Below are 19,204 nucleotides of genomic sequence, written 5' to 3'. Positions count from 1 at the left end.
CTAGTCGTTTTTATTAATTTCTTTGAGTATGGCTTCTAGGTCTTGTACACCTACATCATTCTTTTTTACAAAGAAGCTCACCATGCTTTTAAAACTTCCATTAAAATAGCTATCCATCATTTTATGCATAGAATCATTGCTATACACCTCTTTTGTAACTAAGGGATAGTAGAGGTATCCTCTTCCTTCTTTCTCATGGCCTACAAAACCTTTGTTCTCCAATATCCTTATGATTGTTGAGATGGTGTTGTATGCTGGTTTTGGCGCTGGCATTTTATCAATAAGAGTTGCGACATTTGCTTTTTTGGCTACCCATAATAGCTGCATCACCTCTTCTTCTGCCTTTGTAAGTTGTTTCATAGTCGAGCTTTGTATTCCTTTAGATCACAATAACTTATAATCCTTATTTCTATTAATTACTCAAATATAACTAAAACATTAGTTTAAACTAATGTTTTAGTTTAACATTTTAAAAATATGCTTTTCGGCTTACTATCAGCAATTAGATAATTGAAAAATAAATTTTAAGCTATGTGCAGCAGAATGCTAATCCTCTATGGCTTAGTAGGACGCTCGTTGTGACATTACTCATAGATTACGACAATTGATAGCTCGACCACCTTCAACTTCATTAAATGGGCTTAAAACCTTCTTGAGTGAAGATTTCTCTTTGACAGATTTCTATATAATGAAAATACATCGTCTAGTGAAGTACTAGGTTGGTTTATATAACGCTTTCGCGAAAGCGTACAAATAAAAAAAGCCCCCTCTTCAAAAGAAAAGGGGACTTTGTATTAAGAAAAGAAACTAAAGACTAGTTCTTTATCACTATAAATTCTGAACGTCTGTTAAGTTGATGCTCCTCTTCTGAACATTTAACTCCGTTAGAACATGTATTTACTGGTTGCTTTTCCCCATAACCTTGTCCGGTGATTCTAGAAGAGCTTATGCCTTGTTCAATAATATATGCAACTGTTGATTTTGCACGCTTATCTGACAAGCTTAGGTTATAAGAATCCTTACCTCTACTGTCTGTATGAGATCTTGCATCTAAAACCATAGTGGGATACTCACGCATTACTGCTATTACTTTTTCTAATTCAAGCGCAGCGTCTGGACGAATATTGAATCGATCGAAATCAAAGTAAATAGGATTGAGTTCTAAAACCTTTGCAAGATCATCACCTACATTGATTGGTTTTTGGAGAAGGCTCAATACTAAGTCGTTTGTAAGTGTGCCTGTTACATCTGGAGTTGTAGTTATAGCCTCTGCAGTACTATATTCTTCTTTTGAAGCGCGTATAACATACTGCGTAACACATGTTGCCTCAAATGCATATGCTCCTGCAGCTGTTGCCTGAACCGCCTCAATTACCTCACCTTCACTATCTATAAGCTGGACTGTTGCTTCTGGAATAGGATTGCCACTATCTTTATCTGTGACAACACCCACTAGTTTAATATCACATGGTATTTCCTCTTTTAAGAACTTATAAATATCATCACTTCCCTGACCACGTTTACGGTTTGAAGCAAAGTAACCTACTTGCGTATTCTCATTCAATATAAAAGTAAAATCGTCAAAAGAACTATTAATAGGCTCACCTATATTGCTAATAACCTCTTTTTCATTACTATTTGTTCTAGGCGTTGTTGCAAATACATCAAGACCTCCAAATCCAGGATGACCGTCTGATCCAAAGTACAATACTCCTTTTGAGCTCATGAATGGAAAAGTCTCTCTTCCTTCTGTATTTATAGGACGTCCTAAGTTTATAGGTGTTCCTACAGAATCTGTTTCATTTACTGTTGCAACCCATATATCTGAAAGTCCTACGGTACCAGGCATGTCTGATGCAAAGTATAGTTTGCTATCATCTGCATTAAGTGTAGGGTGTGCTGTAGAATACTCGTCACTATTAAATGGCATTTCTACAGGTGTAGACCATTTACCGTTTTCTTTTTTAGACTTATAAATTTTAAGCTTGTTCGTTCCATTCTTTGACTTACGGTAATTTCCTTTATTGAAATTATTTCTAGTAAAGTAAACAGTATTACCATCTTTTGTGAACGTAGTGGTACTCTCGTGAAATTTTGAATTGAGTTCTCTGCTAAAAGTTTTTGGCTTACTATATGAACCCGAAGTTTCACCTACTCTTGATTCATATAAATCTAAGAAAGGCTCGTTATTCCATTTGTGTATTTTCTTTGTTGTACCACCAGTATCACGTGATGATGCAAAAATCAATTTACCTTCATATTCTGTAGGTGCAAAATCTGAGTATCTAGAGTTTATGCTACGTATATCCTCTATAGTATATTTGCTCTTTTTGTAATCAATATTACTAAGGTAATTAGGTTCTTCTGTAAAGAGCTCTGCTCTTAAATCATTACTATTAACCTCATTAAACTTAGCCATCATTGCATCTGCACGGTCATAATTTTTAAGTGCACGTAAGGTTTGTGCAAAACGGAAATAGTATTCTGGTTTTATTTCCTCTGCATAGTTACCTACAAGTTTATTGTACCATACTTCTGCTTCAACATACTTTGCATTGAAGTAATAACTATCTGCTATCTTTTGAAAAAGATCGGCAGATTTATATCCTTTCTCTGCTACTTCCAAATATATCTTTCTAGCATCTACAAAGGCATATTGATCGAACTTTTTATCTGCTTTATCAATTTTTCCTTCTTGAGCATTTACTGTAAGAACTCCTAGGAATAGGAGGCTAAGGCAAAAACAAATTATATTTTTCATCATGTAATCAAATTAGATATACTGCTAGAGTATACGTATTAAAAGAATCTAGGGGTAAGCATTCTATCATACTCATTAAAGAGTTCAAAACGAAGAAAAACTTCGAAACTCCCATCATTATACACAGTCTCTCCAAGGTCTGTGCTCTCACGATCGTAAGCGAGACCTATAAGCATACTATCTGAAACTTGAAAACCTACCAGACCACTTAATGCGGCACTCCATCTGTAAGCTGCTCCTAAGTGTAATTTTTCCATTACAAGAAAGTTTGCTGTAAGATCTACTTGAAGTGGCGCACCTGCAACTAATTTTACGAGAGTACTAGGCTTAAATTTAAGTTGGTCGTTAATATCAAAAGTATATCCCATTATCCCATAATAGTGGATACGCTCTTCTGCAATAAAGCTAGCGGAATTACTGTTATTACTTTCATCAAAATGCTCGGTTTGAATTAGATTAGGCGCACTTAAACCAGCATAAAATCTATCTGTATGATAGTATAATCCAGCACCAATTACAGGAGAAATTTTATTATCTATATTTTGAGAAAATCTAGGGTCTGTAACATCAAACAATGACAATTTAGAAAAGTCTACATCTAAAACGTGACCTCCCGCTTTCAATCCAAAACTTAATTTTCCTGAATTTGAAGTATTTATTGTATAGCTAAAGTCTGCACCAATGTACGTTTCTTGAGCTGGTCCTAATGCATCATTTACTATAGATAATCCTAACCCTACTTTACCTTCGCCTATAGGTGAGTGAATACTTAAACTTTGCGTTCTAGGAGCACCTTCAAGACCAACCCACTGACTTCTATGAAGTCCCACAATACTCGTAACACCTCTACTTCCAGCATAAGCTGGATTAATAGCAACTGTATTGTACATATACTGAGTATACTGCGGGTCTTGTTGTGCAGTTAGCGTAAATGTACTTAGTACTAGTATTGCTAAGAAAGCAACTGTTAATATTATATTTTTCATATATACATCTAATAAAATCGTTGAGTGCGTAATGCACTCAACGATTTAAAATTATTTATCTAGTTAAGTATAGATACCCAGAGTTATTGATAGTCTCTCCTACAGAATTAACGTATTCTAGTATCCAGTAATACGTTCCTACAGGTAAGAACTTATCTTGAGATATCGTAGTTCTACCTTCTGATAATCCTATGAAAGTTTTACCATCAGACCCATATCCTTCTGCATTATATACTTCTACACCCCATCTATTAAAGATTCTTAATCTATTTTCTGGGAAGTTCTCTATTCCTTGTATTCTGAATGAGTCGTTACGACCATCTCCGTTCATAGAGATACCATTGTTAAAGATAAGACCAGAACTTTGGCTCAGTACAGTAACTGTAGGATCATCATCACCAGTCGTGTCTGTTACATCGTCAGATACATCTGATATTTCTAGACCGTCATTAGTTAATCCAATCGCTAGTGCAGTGTTTACAACCTCACCGTTATTAACATCCTGTTGAGTAATAATATATACTGCTGTAAAGGTAACTGATTCACCTGGAAGTAAACTTACTGCGTCACCTATCACTTCTACCATCTCATCTGTTACTATAACATCATTCAATATCACGTTACCAGTATTAATAACATCAAAGGTATAAAGTATCTGATCACCTGCATTTGCAAACCCATCTTGATTAAAATCTTGGAAAACTCCATTCTTAGTAATCATGATATCTGGAGACTGATCTAAGATAGTCACTGTAGGATCTTCAAAATCTCCATCACCATCAACATCTACGTTTGTTGTATCAGTTGGATCATCAGATTGATCTGTAATTGTATTACCCGCCTGATCAGTTCCTTCTGCAGTTGCAACGTTTACAACTCCTCCAGCTTCAATATCACCTTGAGTGATTGTATATGTTCCAGTAAACGTAGCACTCTCACTTATTGCTAATACCGCAACTGGACCTTCATTGATAATGATTAATGGATCTACAACGATAACATTAGTAAGGTCTTCGTTTCCATTATTTGTAACTGTTAAAGTATAAGTGATAGTATCACCAGCATCAACTACGTTATTACCATTTGAGTCATTTAAAACGCCCACCTTAACAAGATCTAAATTAGGTGTTGTAACCGGAGCATCGTTATCTGTAATGGTTACTGTTCCACTTGGATCTGTATTATCAGTGTTACCACTTGTTACTGTTCCGTCTACTGTGAAGATCTCATCGTCTTCATCTAATGTATCATCCGTAATAGGAATCACAACTTCACCAGTAGTCTCTCCAGCAGGAATCGTTACTGTAACAATAGTTTCTGTGTAATCATCCTCCCCAGCAGTACCAGTCGTAGTTACAATCTCGATAACTGTATCCTCATCACTTGGGTTACTTAAGGTTACAGGAACTGTTACTGTACCAGCATCTTCATCTACCACTACATCTTCGATAGTCACTGTTGGTGCACCATCGTTATCTGTAAGTGTTACTGTTCCACTTGGATCTGTATTATCAGTGTTACCACTTGTTACTGTTCCGTCTACCGTCCTGTAGCAGCTACTCCACCAACAGTAAGATCATAAACTTCAGCTTCTTCATCAATTGCATCGTCAGTTGTTGGTACTGTTACTGTAAAATCAGTAACTCCAGCAGGAACTGTAATCGTACCATCATTATTTAATACAACACCATTAGTGAATTCTGCATCCGTTGGTAGCGTGTAATCCTCATCCTCAGTACTGTCATTTGAGATAACAAATGGATATACTTCAGCATCTGCGCTCTCTACAACTACTACATCGTGTACTAATGAAGTACCTTCTAATTCTTCTTCCGTTGATACCGACACTACACCAGCATCATCATTATCTGTAATCGTTCCTGTAGCAGCTACTGTGCCAACAGTAAGATCATAAACTTCAGCTTCTTCATCAATTGCATCGTCAGTTGTTGGTACTGTTACTGCAAAATCAGTAACTCCAGCAGGAACTGTAATCGTACCATCATTATTTAACACAACACCGTTAGTGAATTCCGCATCCGTTGGTAGCGTGTAATCCTCATCCTCAGTACTGTCATTTGAGATAACAAATGGATATACTTCAGCATCTGCGCTCTCTACAACTACTACATCGTGTACTAATGAAGTACCTTCTAATTCTTCTTCCGTTGATACCGACACTACACCAGCATCATCATTATCTGTAATCGTTCCTGTAGCAGCTACTGTGCCAACAGTAAGATCATAAACTTCAGCTTCTTCATCAATTGCATCGTCAGTTGTTGGTACTGTTACTGCAAAATCAGTAACTCCAGCAGGAACTGTAATCGTACCATCATTATTTAACACAACACCGTTAGTGAATTCCGCATCCGTTGGTAGCGTGTAATCCTCATCCTCAGTACTATCATTTGAGATAACAAATGGATATACTTCAGCATCTGCGCTCTCTACAACTACTACATCATGTACTAATGAAGTACCTTCTAATTCTTCTTCCGTTGATACCGATACTACACCAGCAGTATCATCATTTGTAATCGTTCCTTTTGCAGTTGACGCTAAAGGATCGATACTTCCATTTGTTGTACTTACAATCGTTACTGTAAATTCTTCATCAGACTCTACAACATCATCTCCATTTACTGTAACTGGGAATACCGCAGTAGTTTGTCCAGCAGGGATTGTTACCGTTAATTCCGTTGGTGCTACATAATCTGCACCACCAAGTGTTCCTGATCCATCTGTAACTGTAAATGTTACTACCGTATCGGTATCTGCAGGCGAAGTTAAGCTTACAGGGAATTCAGCCAAAACCGTAGTTCCGTCATTACCCTCTATTACCGTTACTGGGCCAACACTTACAACTGTAGCATCATCATTTGTTATTGTTCCAGTTCCTATATTATCACCAACAGTAGTGGTGATTGTTCCATTGTCCGTAGCTGTTAAGGTTACTAAGAAATCTTCATCTGCCTCAACAGTCTCATCTCCATTTACAACAACCGTTACCGTTCCTTCTGTTTCACCAGCAGGTATAGTTACTGTTAAAGTAGTAGGCACCTCATAATCATTACCTCCCTCAACACTGTTACCAGCATTCTCAGCACTATCATCTGTCACCGTAAAAGTCACCGTAGTTGCAGTATCTGCAGGGTTTGTTAGGGATACTGTGAAATCTGCATTCACAGCTCCAGCATCACCTTCAACAACAACCACATCATCAATACTTACAACTGTATCATCATTATCTGTAATCGTTCCTGTAGCAGCTACTCCGCCAACAGTAAGATCATAAACTTCAGCTTCTTCATCAATTGCATCGTCAGTTGTTGGTACTGTAACTGTAAAATCAGTAACTCCAGCAGGAACTGTAATCGTACCATCATTATTTAACACAACACCGTTAGTGAATTCTGCACTTGTTGGTAGCGTGTAATCCTCATCCTCAGTACTGTTATTTGAGATAACAAATGGATATACTTCAGCAACAATACTCTCAGTAACAACAACATCATGTACTAATGAAGTACCTTCTAATTCTTCTTCCGTTGATACTGATACAACTCCAGGAGTATCATCATTAGTAATAGTCCCCACTCCAGTATTTGCTGCTGGATTGATTGTTCCGCTAGACACACTAGCTATACTAACCGAAAATTGCTCATTATTTTCAATCTTATCATCTCCATTTATAGTAACAGGAAATACTCCACTTGTCTGTCCAGCTGGTATAACCACTGTTAAGACTGTAGGAGCCACATAATCTGCATCACCGAGTGTACCTGTACCATTAGAAACCGTAAAAGTCACAGTTGTATTTACATCTGCTGGCGCACCTAAAGTCACAGGGAAATTTGCAACAACCGTCGAACCATCATCACCTTCAACTACCGTTACATCACCAACACTTACCAATATAGAATCAAAGAAATCATTTTCTTGAGAAGATTCGAAGTTAGTAATCGCAACATTGATGATATTATCATTACCCGCATCCACATCACTTAGTGACACAGTACCAGACAAATCTGTCTCTGTTATGGTAAAATTACCATTACCAGAAACTGTAAAACTATATTGACCATTTGCATCTGTCGTAGTCGTCTGAGTTGAATCTCCCGTAAGATTAACAGCAACGCCTGCTCTGGGAGCACCGTCTACAAAAACTTGACCGCAAATAATAGGATTAGTAAGAAGTACAGACTCTTCAGGACTGTACGGCACATCTTCAAATAATAAAGAAAACTGTCTATCTTCAAAACCTAAACCTCCATTATAACCATCTTTACTTATCGTATATTCAATAGAAGAGAACGAGTTATAATATCCTGTAAATGAATAAGAATCATCTACATTAATACCATTAACAATTCCAGACCCATTAGACTCACCTATAATTTGTGTAGGTGTTTGTGTAATATTAATTTGAGAATTTGCACCATTTGTATAGTAAGCATCAGGAATCTCCAACTTAACTCTCTCAACATCCCCAGCAACATTACTATCTAGGTCTAATGCCGTAAGATACACCGATACTGCCTGACTAATATTAGTATTTGCTACTACAAAATTGAATGTAAAAACAACCTCTTGCCCATTAACCCCAGGATCTCCCTCAATAACCGGCTGAAAGGCTCTATCAAAACCACCAATAGCACCCGTTGTAGCATCTAGGTTATCTATACTATTAATAGAAGCTCCATTAATAAAGGCATCTACAGAGACTAAACAGTCAATACCAGCAGATACATCATTAAATCGAAAGATATCACCTACTTCAACCACCGTTGCTGAACCAGCCTCTGATTCTACAGTAGCGTTTGCTCCAATGAAATCTGCAGATGTTAAAACAATAGGATCATCATCGCACGATCTCGCAACAGACTGAGCGTGGATGTCTCCACTAAGAAATAATCCTCCGAAGGCTACTAGAAGGACTACGATTACATTATTTAAATGCTTAAGAGTAAATTTTATCATAAACTATAGATAGCTGAAAGCATAAGCTTTCTGTTTTAGTTGCAATTAATGGGGTGTAACTATAAAAACCATTACAAAAATACAATGGACTTAAAAAACGGATTTCAGAACTACGTATCTTCACCAAAAATTCGATTAACGAAGCAAATAATTCGATGTTATACACACGTTATAAACAATTAAAATTTTCAACAACACATTTCCACCTATGTACGCAATAAATTGCGCTAAGGTTTTGGAAAAATAAGATTAGTTAATTTATCTAATTCTCTGAACATCAGTGCAGATAAGGGATAAGCGGCTTCACGCTCTAAAAAACCACCCCAAAACGATATAAAAATGGCCTCTTAAAATATGTTAATATTCTAGCAGTCAGCGAGGTAAAGAGCGTGAATATTGAAGATAATTAACAGATTTTCATCCAATAATGAACATACAATTACGCTTTATTGAAAAAGCGTTTTCATTATGTTTAAGCAAAAAAAGAGTTTAGCTTAAAATTGTAAATTTTTAAAAAAAAAGAAGAATAACGATTTTAAGGGCTTTTCTGGATAGATATTCAAAAAGACAAGTGTGTATTCATGATTTCCGAAAAACACCCTAAAACAAGTCCTGAGGGCAATCAAAATTACGTCTGCATAATTTTTTACTATTCAAAAATAGCAAGGTAATAGAATAAAATTATGAATCAAATTTTCGCGAAAGCGTAATAAAATTATCCTTTAATCAGGTTCCAAATGTCATTTCCAAAAATCACAACCATTAATCCCATCACAATGACAAAACCAATAATTTGACCTCTTTCCAATGTTTTTTCTGAAGGAGCCTTTCCAGAAATCATTTCATATAATAAAAACATAACATGACCTCCATCAAGTGCTGGAATAGGAAGAATATTTACAAAACCAAGCCAAACAGAAAACATCGCTGTGAATCCCCAGAACTTATACCAGTCCCACTCTGGCGCCATCATCTCTACAATACCTATAGGACCTTTTACTTTCTTGTAACCTTGTACTTTTCTATTAAAGATTAATTTAAACTGGCGCACTTGTTTAGAAAGTACGTCCCAAGTTTTAGTAAGACCAGCAGGAATTGCTGCTCCTATACTATACTCATCTTTTACTAGCAACTCCTCTACGTTTGCACCTACTCCAAAGGAACGCCCCTCGCCCACTGCAAAGGTTTTCTCTATACGTTGCCCGTCTCTATCAAGTGTCATAGCAACATCTCCACCTTTTGCTTGATCAAAAATAGATTGAAACTCCGTCCACTCATTAATAGCATTTCCATTAATAGCTACAATTTTATCACCTACAAGAACGTCATTATTATAAGCTATTGAGTCTTTCGCCACAAGACCTATTGTATTACTAAAACGTGGTCTTATAAAACGCTCCTCTGCATCAAGTACAGATTTTTTTGCTTCGTCTGGGATAGGGAATGTAAGTTCATTACCATCACGCACTACAGTAACATTATCGCCTAAAAGAATATCAATCTGTACATCGTCAAAACGAGTTACCGTTTTATCGTCTATTTTTATAACCTGGTCACCGTTGCGCAATCCTATCTCCTCTCCTACTTCACCTACAGCAATACCATACTTAAGACGGTCTGCAGGCACATACTCATCACCATAATACACAAGCATTGCACTATAAATAAACCATGCAAGAAGGACATTTACCGTCACACCACCTATCATCACAATAAGACGTTGCCATGCTGGTTTTGATCTAAACTCCCAAGGTTCTGGATCTTTTGCCATTTGCTCCTTGTCCATACTCTCATCAATCATTCCAGCAATCTTCACATAACCTCCAAGTGGAAGCCAGCCGATTCCATAAACAGTATCTCCTATTTTTTTCTTGAACAATGCAAACTTTACATCAAAGAAGAGAAAAAATTTCTCCACTTTAATCCCGAAGTAACGAGCTGGTGCAAAGTGACCAAATTCATGTAAAATTACAAGGATAGAAATAGCAAGCGTAAACTGGGCAATCTGTATAAAAGTCTCCATAGAAGGATATAAGTCAAATTTTGAACGCACAAAAATAGGCTTTTAGATGCGCATACTAAAGTTATATGCGCGTAGGATAGCATTTTTCAAGCCATACTTTATATAACTGCCACTTGGATTGTAACTTTGTAAAAAAATGCACTATGGCACATCATCTAGCTCGCTATAAAACACTGTTTATTACCCTTGGTATTCTTTCTGTCATTATTATGACCTTAATATATAGCCAACTCAAAGTAGCTCCTACTTTACCGGTCTACCAACCAGATATGGTTGACAAAGAACTCGTAGACAGCACTATGCAGTATGTTAAGAAGTATCATACTATTGCAGATTTTTCACTCACTAATCAGAATGGAAAGACCATCACGCAAAAGGATTATGAGAATCACATCTACGTAGCAGATTTTTTCTTTACCACCTGCCAGACCATTTGCCCTATCATGACAGAGCATATGGTACAAATACAAAAGGAGCTAGAGGGAGATACACTAGTTAAACTACTTTCTCACTCAGTAATCCCTACCTATGATACTCCAGAAGTTTTGAAGGCGTATGCCATAAAAAAGGGAGTAGATGACTCACGATGGAGCCTTGTTACTGGTTCTCAAGAAGAAATTTTCACGCTTGCGCGAAAAAGTTATTTGGCCGTAAAAGATATACCAGGAACAGAAGATGATCTTGATATGGTTCACACTGAGAACTTTATGCTTATAGACAAAAAACGTCAAATACGTGGTTATTATGACGGTACAGATCCAGAAGCAATAGATCAATTACTTGAGGATATTGAGATTTTAAAGGCATCTTATGAGCCAAGGAAAGCTTGGTACCAAAAGATTTTTTAGAATGAATTACGTACGCTTTCGCGAAAGCGTAAAATGCATTACTTTTGTTATCTAAATTCAATCTAAATAAACATTGAAGAAAACAGTCGCCCATTTACAAAAAGGAGAACGCGCTATCATCATAGATGTGATGACAGACGAAGTTCCTCTTAAGCTACTCGAGATGGGTTGCCTACCAGGCAATGAAGTACGATTGATACAACTCGCACCATTTTCTGATCCTCTATATATAGATGTGAATGGAAGTCACCTTGCGATACGCCGAGAAACGGCTCTTCATATAATCATAGAAACGCCATCCTAAATTATGGCCAAACAGATTAACGTTGCCCTTATAGGAAACCCAAACACAGGTAAGACTTCTGTCTTTAACCATCTTACGGGTCTTAACCAACAAGTAGGTAACTACCCGGGGATTACTGTAGAAAAGAAAGAAGGTATCTGTAAACTAGATCGTGGTGTAAAAGCACACATCTTAGACTTACCCGGTACTTACAGCCTTAACGCATCATCTCTTGATGAAAATGTGGTTATAGAGTTACTTCTTAATAAGAATGATAAGGATTATCCAGATGTTGCCGTTGTAATTTCTGATGTAGAAAATCTTAAACGCAACTTACTACTCTTTACACAAATTAAAGATCTTGGCATCCCTACTATTCTTGCTATTAACATGGCAGATCGTATGGAGCGCAAGGCAATCTCTCTTGACATTCCCAAGATGGAAGAACGCCTTAAAACAAGAATTGCACTTATAAGCAGCCGTAAAAACACGGGGATTGATACGCTCAAAGAACTTATTACCGAGTACAGATCTATCAATACAGAACCTTGTATTAATGCTTCTGTAATTGCTCCAGAATATTTTGACAGATTACGTAAAGCATTTCCAAAACAAGATTTATACAAGTTATGGCTTGTAATCACCCAAGACGTAAACTTTGGAAAGCTAGAGCGCAACGAGATGAAAACCATCTCCTCTTTCAAAACTGAGTCAGAGAGTAATCTTAAAAGACTACAGCAAAAAGAAACGATTGTTCGCTACAAATATATCAATGAAGTTTTGAGAGAAACTCAAACAATAGATGTAGCAAATGCAAAAGATTTAAGAGCTCGCTTAGACCGTATACTTACACATAAGGTGTGGGGTTACGTGATTTTCTTTGCGATATTACTACTCATATTTCAAGTAATATATGACTGGTCACAGTATCCTATGGATGCGATAGACTCCGCATTTGCTAGTATGAGTGAGTGGGTGCAAAATAACCTTCCAGAAGGCAAACTCACAGACCTTCTAGCAGAGGGTATTATTGCTGGACTAGGAGGTATTGTTATTTTTATTCCTCAGATTGCCTTTTTATTCCTCTTTATCTCTGTACTAGAAGAAAGTGGCTATATGAGTCGCGTGGTTTTCTTGATGGATAGAGTGATGCGCCGTTTTGGACTTAGTGGTAAATCTGTAGTTCCACTCATCTCTGGAACTGCTTGTGCCATCCCTGCGGTTATGGCAACACGTAACATTGAGAACTGGAAAGAGCGATTAATCACCATACTAGTTACTCCATTTACTACCTGTTCGGCGAGATTACCTGTGTATTTGATTATCATTTCACTCGTGATTCCTGATGAGAAGTTTCTATTTTTTAATCTACAGGCACTTACGTTGATGCTTATGTATCTCATAGGCTTTGGTGCTGCGATAGGTTCTGCGTGGATTCTCAATAAAATTCTTAAGATAAAAAGCAAGTCATTTTTTGTAGTAGAAATGCCTAACTATAAAATGCCGCTTCTTAAAAACGTAGGAATCAATGTTCTTGAAAAAACAAAATCCTTTGTAGTAGATGCAGGTAAGATTATCCTTGCTATTAGCATTGTATTATGGGTACTAGCTTCCTTTGGACCTAATGAAAAGTTCAATCAAGCAGAAGATATTGTAACTACCCAACTAGAAGCAGCTGGAGGCATAAACGCATTTCCAGATGTGGAAGCTTACCAAGCAGAAATAGACAAACTAGTTGCGAGCCAGAAGCTAGAACACAGTTACATAGGCTATATGGGTAAAGCGATAGAGCCTATTGTAGAACCACTAGGTTATGACTGGAAAATAGGAATTGCCCTTATTACTTCGTTTGCCGCAAGAGAGGTTTTTGTGGGAACACTAGCCACCATATATAGTGTAGGTGACGCCGAAGAAGAGACTATCAAGAACCGTATGGCTGGAGAGGTAAATCCTGTTTTGGGCACTCCAAGGTTTAATTTTGCAAGCGGAATTTCATTATTACTCTTTTATGCATTTGCCATGCAATGCATGAGTACGCTGGCTATTGTAAAAAGAGAAACAAACACTTGGAAATGGCCTGCAATACAGCTTGTAGCGATGACTGCAATTGCATATGTAGCAGCACTTGCGGCTTACCAGATTTTAAAATAATTTGTAAGCTATACACTTAATTAACTACTAAGAACGCATGGAACTTATACAAAACATTATCGTGATTCTTATTTTTCTAGTAGCCTTAGGGTACCTAGTTACAAAGTTTGTATGGACACCAGCTTTTCTAAAAAAGAAAGACGACAGCGGCTGTGGCACTGGGAGTTGTGGGTGTTAATTACTCACTTCTACTCGTAAATAATAATCACTTGCTTTAATTTTTGATAAAGATGTAGGGTACGGAGCTAGCCCATTAATTGATATTACAAGACCTTCTTCTGAGTATATAGGCGCTAATCGCCCACCATTGAGTATAATTTCTTTAGTGGTTTTTTTACCACTTTCGCTAGTTATTTCTACAAGCACTTTTGCATTTCCTGCCCAGATACAATCTACTCCTTTTGGACATCTACTATCTTCAAGAACTTCAACTAATCTTATCGTTGTTGCTTCTATCTGCGCTAGTTTTCCATTATAGGCTTTAATATAAATCTTAGGAACCTCTACTGTTGTGGAGTCTTGCGCTTTCGCGAAAGCGGAAAAAAGAAATATAATCGCAACGATGTAATAAGTTTTCATAATGTTAGATTTTACACTGCCTAAACAGATAGACACCTGTGCTTTATATTTCTAAATACTCCAAAAGCAATGCCATGTTACAAATTACCCTCTAAATAAGAAAAAATCATCTTTCATATGCTCGATATGCTCATCCTTATTTGTGATAATATATTCTAACGCCAGATCTGTAAACTCTTTACCTTTTGGTGTGAGTGCAACAATCTCCTTATCAATTTTAATAAGGTTATTTTTTTCGGCGAGTTCAAGTACCGTTTCAGATCTCACTTTTTGCCAATTTATATGCTCATTGAGATGCTTCACGTGTCTCTCACTTTCCTCTTCATGGTTATTGAGGTGTAATAAAAAAGTAAGTAACGACACTTCTGTGCGCTGCTGTCGCTGTCTATACATCACTGCAATAAGCCCTTTACTGGGCGCAAAAAGATAAACTGCAAGAAATACTAGTCCTAGCACTGTAGTCATAGATCCTGCAATAGATGCATCTAGAAAATGAGCCATCCAATAACCACCAATTGCCGAAAAGACTCCAAATATCACCGAAAGCACTAACATCTTTTTTAAGTCTGATGTAAGCAAATAGGCCGTTGCTGCGGGCGCAATCATCAGTGCCACAACAAGTACTGCTCCTACCGCCTCAAAAGCACCAACAACCGTTACTGAAGAAATAGTCATTAATCCATAATGTAAAACCACCGGAGAAAAACCAAGCGCTGCAGACAAACCTGCATCAAAGGTACTCACCTTAAGTTCTTTAAAGAATGCAAAGAGCATTCCCACAGTGATGCTTAAAATTGCTCCCATCACCCACAGTGACTTAGGCCCTACATCTGTTCCACCTATAATAAGCCTATCAAAAGGCGCAAATGCTAGTTCGCCTAGCAATACCGCATCCACATCAAGGTGTACATCGTTTGCATTTTTAGCAATAAGAATAACGCCTATACTAAAGAGCGCTGGAAAAACGAGTCCTATAGCGGTGTCCTCTTTTACTAATCCAGTTTTCTGGATAGACTCTACCATCACGACAGTAATAACACCCGTCACGGCCGCCAGTAAAATTAATAGTGGCGAGTTGAGATCTTCAGTAATAAAAAAGCCAATTACAATCCCTGGTAATATCGAGTGACTAATGGCGTCACTTATAAGTGCCATTTTACGTAGCACCAAAAAGACTCCTGGAATAGCACAAGCAATGGCTACTACAGCGGCAATTAATTGTATTTCTAGTTGTGCATCCATTAGTTATTGTTATATAAGTTTGCGGCTGCATCGTATCCCTTTTCAGTAAGTGACCAGTTTTGCCCTTTAACTTTTACCCATTCCTTTTCTTCTAGCTCCTTCAATGTAGATTTTGCATATCCTTGAAAATTGTTTAGGATTAATATTGCGTGAGGGTGAGAGATGTCTTCATGTGTTTTTGCAATATCAAACATAAACTGCAATGTCTTTTGTAATTCTAAATCTCTTCTGTTTTGATATTTACGTAGTTGTTTAAAAAGAATACCTCGTCCAGGAGAAAAGATGAATGAAAAAAGCACAAATACACTAGCTACTAGCACAATCACTGGCCCTGTAGACAAGTTGTTTTGGCTAGCACTAATTGCCGTTCCAAAGACTCCTGAGAACGCACCAAATATAGCCGCGAGTACAATCATCACACTTAACTTATTTGTCCACTGCCTTGCCGCTGCTGCAGGCGCGAGTAGCATCGCACTCATTAATACAACTCCTACAGTTTGTAGTCCTAGTACAATAGCAAGCACGATAAAAAAGGTAATAAGTATATCAATAAAACGAGTGTTAAACCCTAAGGTTTTGGTGTAATCTGCATCAAAAAGTAAGATTTTAAACTCTTTCCAGAATAGTAACATTATAATTAAACAGATTCCTGTAACTACTGCCATCAATGTTACATCCTTCTCGACTAGCGTCGCGGCTTGACCAAAAAGATATTTATCAAGCCCCGCTTGGTTTGCATTTGGTTGTTTCTGTATAAACGTAAGCAACAACATTCCAAAACCAAAAAATAACGACAAAACAAGCCCTAGGGCTGTATCACTTTTAAGATGTGTTTTGGTCACCATCCCACGTATCCAGAAAGTCCCTATAAGTCCGCTTACTAAAGCTCCTAGCAACAATACATTAGTATCCTTTGTACCTGTGATTAAAAAAGCTATAGCAATACCAGGCAGCGCAGCATGAGAAATCGCGTCACCAAGTAAACTTTGCTTTCTAAGTACTGCAAAACTACCAAGCATACCACAAATAGCACCAAGTATAGCAGTACCCAGCGTGATGGTTCTGAGGGTATAGTCAGAGAAGAGTTGGGAGAAATATTCTGAAAGTTCCATGGGTTATTAGTTTGTAGGACTTAGGATGCACCGCTGGTGTCTGTAGGACGCTTCGCTTGTAGTGAAAAAAATCTAATCTAATTTTAAACTTTTCTTTAAGCCCATTATCATTTTTGCAATTTCTTGTAATTGTTTTCTAGTATTATCATTCTGTTCTTGAGAAATATACTTTTTTCTAGTTGCAACGGTAGAGCACGTAACACATTCCTTAAGAGAATCCCAGGCCATATTTAAATACCTATTGAATTGTTTATTTGTATCACCGTGACCCTCACTAATATTTAATGCTATAGAAAGAGCCGCCCTACCATATTGACTCGATAGTCGATATCTCTCTTTTTGTGGAAATGTATCAATCAATGCATCAGCTGCATCAATAAAGTCTAGTGCTTTCTGATAAACAGTTAACTTTTCAAAATTGAATACTACTTTTTCCATCTTAATAATTTTTATATTGAAATCAATTCCATGTTCCAACCTTAATTTTTTTTACAAAAGCAACGCAAACAACTTATACTACAAGCATCGCGTCCTAACAGTTCCGCAGGAACGTCCTACCGTCTACAAGCTATTGATTTACCGCCACCTTGTAATTAATACCATAAGTCTTGGTAAGATTGTCATCATTAAAGATGTCTTTTACGGGTCCGGTTGCGATTTTCTTTACATTTAAAAAAGTCACCCAGTCAAAATATTCTGGTACCGTTTGTAAATCGTGATGCACTACCACTACCGTTTTTCCTGCTTTACGTAATTCTTTAAGAATATTAATAATAGCAATCTCCGTGGTTGCATCTACTCCTTGAAAAGGCTCATCCATAAAATAGATAGCTGCATCTTGCACTAGTGCTCTCGCAAGGAAAACACGCTGCTGCTGCCCTCCTGATAGTTGGCTTATTTGTCTCCCCTTAAACGGAAGCATCCCAACTTTTTCCAGTGCTTCTAGTGCTGCTCTTTTTTCCTTACCTCCAGGACGTTTTATCCAGCCTAGTTTTCCATAGGTTCCCATAGTAACCACGTCAAGCGCCGTGGTGGGAAAATCCCAATCTACACTTCCCTTTTGAGGAACGTATGCTACAAGTTTTCGCTGCTTATCATAAGGTTTTCCATAGATAGAAACGCTCCCAGCAATAGGGTCTATAATACCGAGTATAGATTTTATAAGCGTAGACTTACCTGCACCATTAGGCCCCACAATAGCCATGAGCACTCCTTCTGGCACTTCCAGATCTATATCCCAAAGTACCGGCTTGTAGTTATATGCAACCGTAAGGTCATCAACACGAATGGCTATTTTTGAATGTGACATATTGTTATTTTAAAGCTTCTACAATAGTAGTCACGTTATATTTGAACATGCCTATGTATGTTCCCTCTACGCTTCCTGCATTACCTAACGCATCACTATATAATGAACCACCTATCACTACTTCTTGCCCTCTAGATTGTACCGCTGCTTGCAATGCCTCTATGGTTCTTCTAGGTACAGAGCTCTCTACAAAAATAGCTTTCACTGTATTGTCAATTATAAATTGAGAAAGACGCTGTACATCCTTAACTCCTGCTTCGGTAGCGGTAGATAGTCCTTGCAATCCTACTACTTCAAAACCATAACTCTTTCCAAAATAGTTAAAAGCATCATGGGCCGTAACAAGAATCCTTTTTTCGGCTGGGAGTGTAGCTATTGTAGCTTTGATTTCAGCTTCGAGCTCATCTAATTGTGCAAGATAATTTTGGGCATTTGCTTCGTAGCTTTTTGCGTTCTGAGGATCTTTTCGCGAAAGCGTACTTACCACCTCTGTTGCAAATTGCTTAAAATACTGAATATTAAACCACACATGCGGATCATAGTTAGACGCAAAATAATCTGAACCTATGAGTGTATTTTTATCCAGTGACTCTCCAAGAGGAACTTGCGTCACTTGAGTGGCATTCATCTTTTCAAAAACTTCTACAAGCTTACCCTCTAGGTGTAGCCCATTATAGAAAATCACATCTGCTCCAGCGAGTTTTGTAACATCACCAGCACTTGCTTTGTATAAGTGAGGATCTACACCGGCGCCCATCAACCCTTCAAGATTAATGAGATCACCTCCTATATTTTTTACAAGATCTGTAATCATTGAGGTGGTAGCAACTACATTTAATTTGCCATTACTTTCCTTCTCACCCTTGCAACTAATCACGCTTAAAGCGAAAATGACAATTACTATATATAGACTCTGTTTCATTATTT

The 19,204-nt window shown here is 37.5% G+C and carries 16 protein-coding genes and 1 pseudogene; 4 read left to right on the top strand and 13 right to left on the bottom strand.

Annotated features, from left to right (window positions below; translation table 11 throughout):
- The 7 genes and pseudogenes from ACJJVU_RS03000 to rseP form a co-directional block, all read right to left on the bottom strand.
- A complete protein-coding gene (locus tag ACJJVU_RS03000) occupies window positions 1-360 on the bottom strand; it encodes a BlaI/MecI/CopY family transcriptional regulator (RefSeq protein WP_405222147.1) in 360 nt (119 codons plus the stop codon).
- Between the two features lie 454 nt (window positions 361-814).
- Window positions 815-2,764, bottom strand: a complete 1,950-nt coding sequence (locus ACJJVU_RS02995) for an OmpA family protein (protein ID WP_405222144.1) — start codon at window positions 2,762-2,764, stop codon at window positions 815-817.
- Window positions 2,765-2,799: 35 nt separating this feature from the next.
- Complete coding sequence (locus ACJJVU_RS02990) at window positions 2,800-3,747, bottom strand: type IX secretion system membrane protein PorP/SprF (RefSeq protein ID WP_339846537.1); 948 nt, start codon at window positions 3,745-3,747, stop codon at window positions 2,800-2,802.
- Between the two features lie 55 nt (window positions 3,748-3,802).
- Window positions 3,803-4,498 carry a gliding motility-associated C-terminal domain-containing protein gene (locus ACJJVU_RS02985; protein WP_405227447.1) on the bottom strand — a complete coding sequence of 232 codons (696 nt, stop codon included), beginning with the start codon at window positions 4,496-4,498 and terminating at the stop codon, window positions 3,803-3,805.
- 57 nt (window positions 4,499-4,555) lie between these two features.
- A pseudogene (locus ACJJVU_RS02980) lies at window positions 4,556-5,209 on the bottom strand (Calx-beta domain-containing protein); the annotation flags it as partial.
- A 77-nt stretch (window positions 5,210-5,286) separates the two neighbouring features.
- Window positions 5,287-8,730: a beta strand repeat-containing protein gene (locus ACJJVU_RS02975; RefSeq protein ID WP_405222141.1), complete on the bottom strand. Its 3,444-nt coding sequence runs from the start codon at window positions 8,728-8,730 to the stop codon at window positions 5,287-5,289.
- A gap of 715 nt (window positions 8,731-9,445) precedes the next feature.
- Window positions 9,446-10,753: an RIP metalloprotease RseP gene (gene rseP / locus ACJJVU_RS02970; protein WP_405227444.1), complete on the bottom strand. Its 1,308-nt coding sequence runs from the start codon at window positions 10,751-10,753 to the stop codon at window positions 9,446-9,448.
- 143 nt (window positions 10,754-10,896) lie between these two features.
- On the opposite strand from rseP, the gene ACJJVU_RS02965 reads away from it, so the two are divergent.
- The 4 genes from ACJJVU_RS02965 (at window position 10,897) to ACJJVU_RS02950 (ending at window position 14,213) form a co-directional block, all read left to right on the top strand.
- On the top strand, window positions 10,897-11,601 hold the full coding sequence (locus ACJJVU_RS02965; RefSeq protein WP_405222138.1) for an SCO family protein: 705 nt from the start codon (window positions 10,897-10,899) through the stop codon (window positions 11,599-11,601).
- Between the two features lie 73 nt (window positions 11,602-11,674).
- A complete protein-coding gene (locus tag ACJJVU_RS02960; RefSeq protein ID WP_108877254.1) occupies window positions 11,675-11,905 on the top strand; it encodes a FeoA family protein in 231 nt (76 codons plus the stop codon).
- Window positions 11,906-11,908: 3 nt separating this feature from the next.
- Window positions 11,909-14,035, top strand: coding sequence for a ferrous iron transport protein B (gene feoB, locus ACJJVU_RS02955; protein WP_405222135.1), 2,127 nt, complete (start codon window positions 11,909-11,911; stop codon window positions 14,033-14,035).
- Window positions 14,036-14,072: 37 nt separating this feature from the next.
- Window positions 14,073-14,213 (top strand): FeoB-associated Cys-rich membrane protein, encoded by a 141-nt coding sequence (locus ACJJVU_RS02950; protein WP_108877256.1) that lies wholly within the window; start codon window positions 14,073-14,075, stop codon window positions 14,211-14,213.
- On the opposite strand, the gene ACJJVU_RS02945 is transcribed toward ACJJVU_RS02950, so the two are convergent.
- From ACJJVU_RS02945 to ACJJVU_RS02920, 6 genes are all read right to left on the bottom strand, one after another.
- On the bottom strand, window positions 14,210-14,614 hold the full coding sequence (locus ACJJVU_RS02945) for a hypothetical protein (RefSeq protein ID WP_405222131.1): 405 nt from the start codon (window positions 14,612-14,614) through the stop codon (window positions 14,210-14,212). The genes ACJJVU_RS02950 and ACJJVU_RS02945 overlap by 4 nt on opposite strands.
- Before the next feature lie 84 nt (window positions 14,615-14,698).
- On the bottom strand, window positions 14,699-15,856 hold the full coding sequence (locus ACJJVU_RS02940) for a metal ABC transporter permease (protein ID WP_405222128.1): 1,158 nt from the start codon (window positions 15,854-15,856) through the stop codon (window positions 14,699-14,701).
- Window positions 15,856-16,968 carry a metal ABC transporter permease gene (locus ACJJVU_RS02935; RefSeq protein WP_405222125.1) on the bottom strand — a complete coding sequence of 371 codons (1,113 nt, stop codon included), beginning with the start codon at window positions 16,966-16,968 and terminating at the stop codon, window positions 15,856-15,858. The genes ACJJVU_RS02940 and ACJJVU_RS02935 overlap by 1 nt, the downstream gene beginning before the upstream one ends.
- Window positions 16,969-17,040: 72 nt before the next feature.
- The gene (locus tag ACJJVU_RS02930) at window positions 17,041-17,406 is read right to left on the bottom strand and encodes a four helix bundle protein (protein ID WP_396597519.1); all 366 of its coding nucleotides are present in this window, start codon (window positions 17,404-17,406) and stop codon (window positions 17,041-17,043) included.
- A gap of 130 nt (window positions 17,407-17,536) precedes the next feature.
- A complete protein-coding gene (locus ACJJVU_RS02925) occupies window positions 17,537-18,277 on the bottom strand; it encodes a metal ABC transporter ATP-binding protein (RefSeq protein ID WP_405222121.1) in 741 nt (246 codons plus the stop codon).
- A gap of 4 nt (window positions 18,278-18,281) precedes the next feature.
- Entirely contained in the window at window positions 18,282-19,199 is a 918-nt protein-coding gene (locus ACJJVU_RS02920) for a metal ABC transporter solute-binding protein, Zn/Mn family (protein ID WP_405222118.1), read from the bottom strand.
- Window positions 19,200-19,204: the final 5 nt, after the last annotated feature.

Origin of the sequence: Dokdonia sp. Asnod1-B02, assembly GCF_045063955.1 — a bacterium.
Lineage (GTDB): Bacteria > Bacteroidota > Bacteroidia > Flavobacteriales > Flavobacteriaceae > Dokdonia.
Note: the sequence above shows the minus strand (reverse complement) of the source record. Positions and strands in the feature narration are given on the sequence as shown.

Excerpts from the sequence above, each read along its gene's own strand:
- ACJJVU_RS02975 (WP_405222141.1), bottom strand. The coding sequence starts at position 8,730 with ATGATAAAATTTACTCTTAAGCATTTAAATAATGTAATCGTAGTCCTT.
- ACJJVU_RS02945 (WP_405222131.1), bottom strand. The coding sequence starts at position 14,614 with ATGAAAACTTATTACATCGTTGCGATTATATTTCTTTTTTCCGCTTTC.
- ACJJVU_RS02935 (WP_405222125.1), bottom strand. The coding sequence starts at position 16,968 with ATGGAACTTTCAGAATATTTCTCCCAACTCTTCTCTGACTATACCCTC.
- ACJJVU_RS02995 (WP_405222144.1), bottom strand. The coding sequence starts at position 2,764 with ATGATGAAAAATATAATTTGTTTTTGCCTTAGCCTCCTATTCCTAGGA.
- rseP (WP_405227444.1), bottom strand. The coding sequence starts at position 10,753 with ATGGAGACTTTTATACAGATTGCCCAGTTTACGCTTGCTATTTCTATC.
- ACJJVU_RS02940 (WP_405222128.1), bottom strand. The coding sequence starts at position 15,856 with ATGGATGCACAACTAGAAATACAATTAATTGCCGCTGTAGTAGCCATT.
- ACJJVU_RS02920 (WP_405222118.1), bottom strand. The coding sequence starts at position 19,199 with ATGAAACAGAGTCTATATATAGTAATTGTCATTTTCGCTTTAAGCGTG.
- ACJJVU_RS02950 (WP_108877256.1), top strand. The coding sequence starts at position 14,073 with ATGGAACTTATACAAAACATTATCGTGATTCTTATTTTTCTAGTAGCC.
- ACJJVU_RS02930 (WP_396597519.1), bottom strand. The coding sequence starts at position 17,406 with ATGGAAAAAGTAGTATTCAATTTTGAAAAGTTAACTGTTTATCAGAAA.
- ACJJVU_RS02990 (WP_339846537.1), bottom strand. The coding sequence starts at position 3,747 with ATGAAAAATATAATATTAACAGTTGCTTTCTTAGCAATACTAGTACTA.
- ACJJVU_RS02965 (WP_405222138.1), top strand. The coding sequence starts at position 10,897 with ATGGCACATCATCTAGCTCGCTATAAAACACTGTTTATTACCCTTGGT.
- ACJJVU_RS02925 (WP_405222121.1), bottom strand. The coding sequence starts at position 18,277 with ATGTCACATTCAAAAATAGCCATTCGTGTTGATGACCTTACGGTTGCA.
- ACJJVU_RS03000 (WP_405222147.1), bottom strand. The coding sequence starts at position 360 with ATGAAACAACTTACAAAGGCAGAAGAAGAGGTGATGCAGCTATTATGG.
- feoB (WP_405222135.1), top strand. The coding sequence starts at position 11,909 with ATGGCCAAACAGATTAACGTTGCCCTTATAGGAAACCCAAACACAGGT.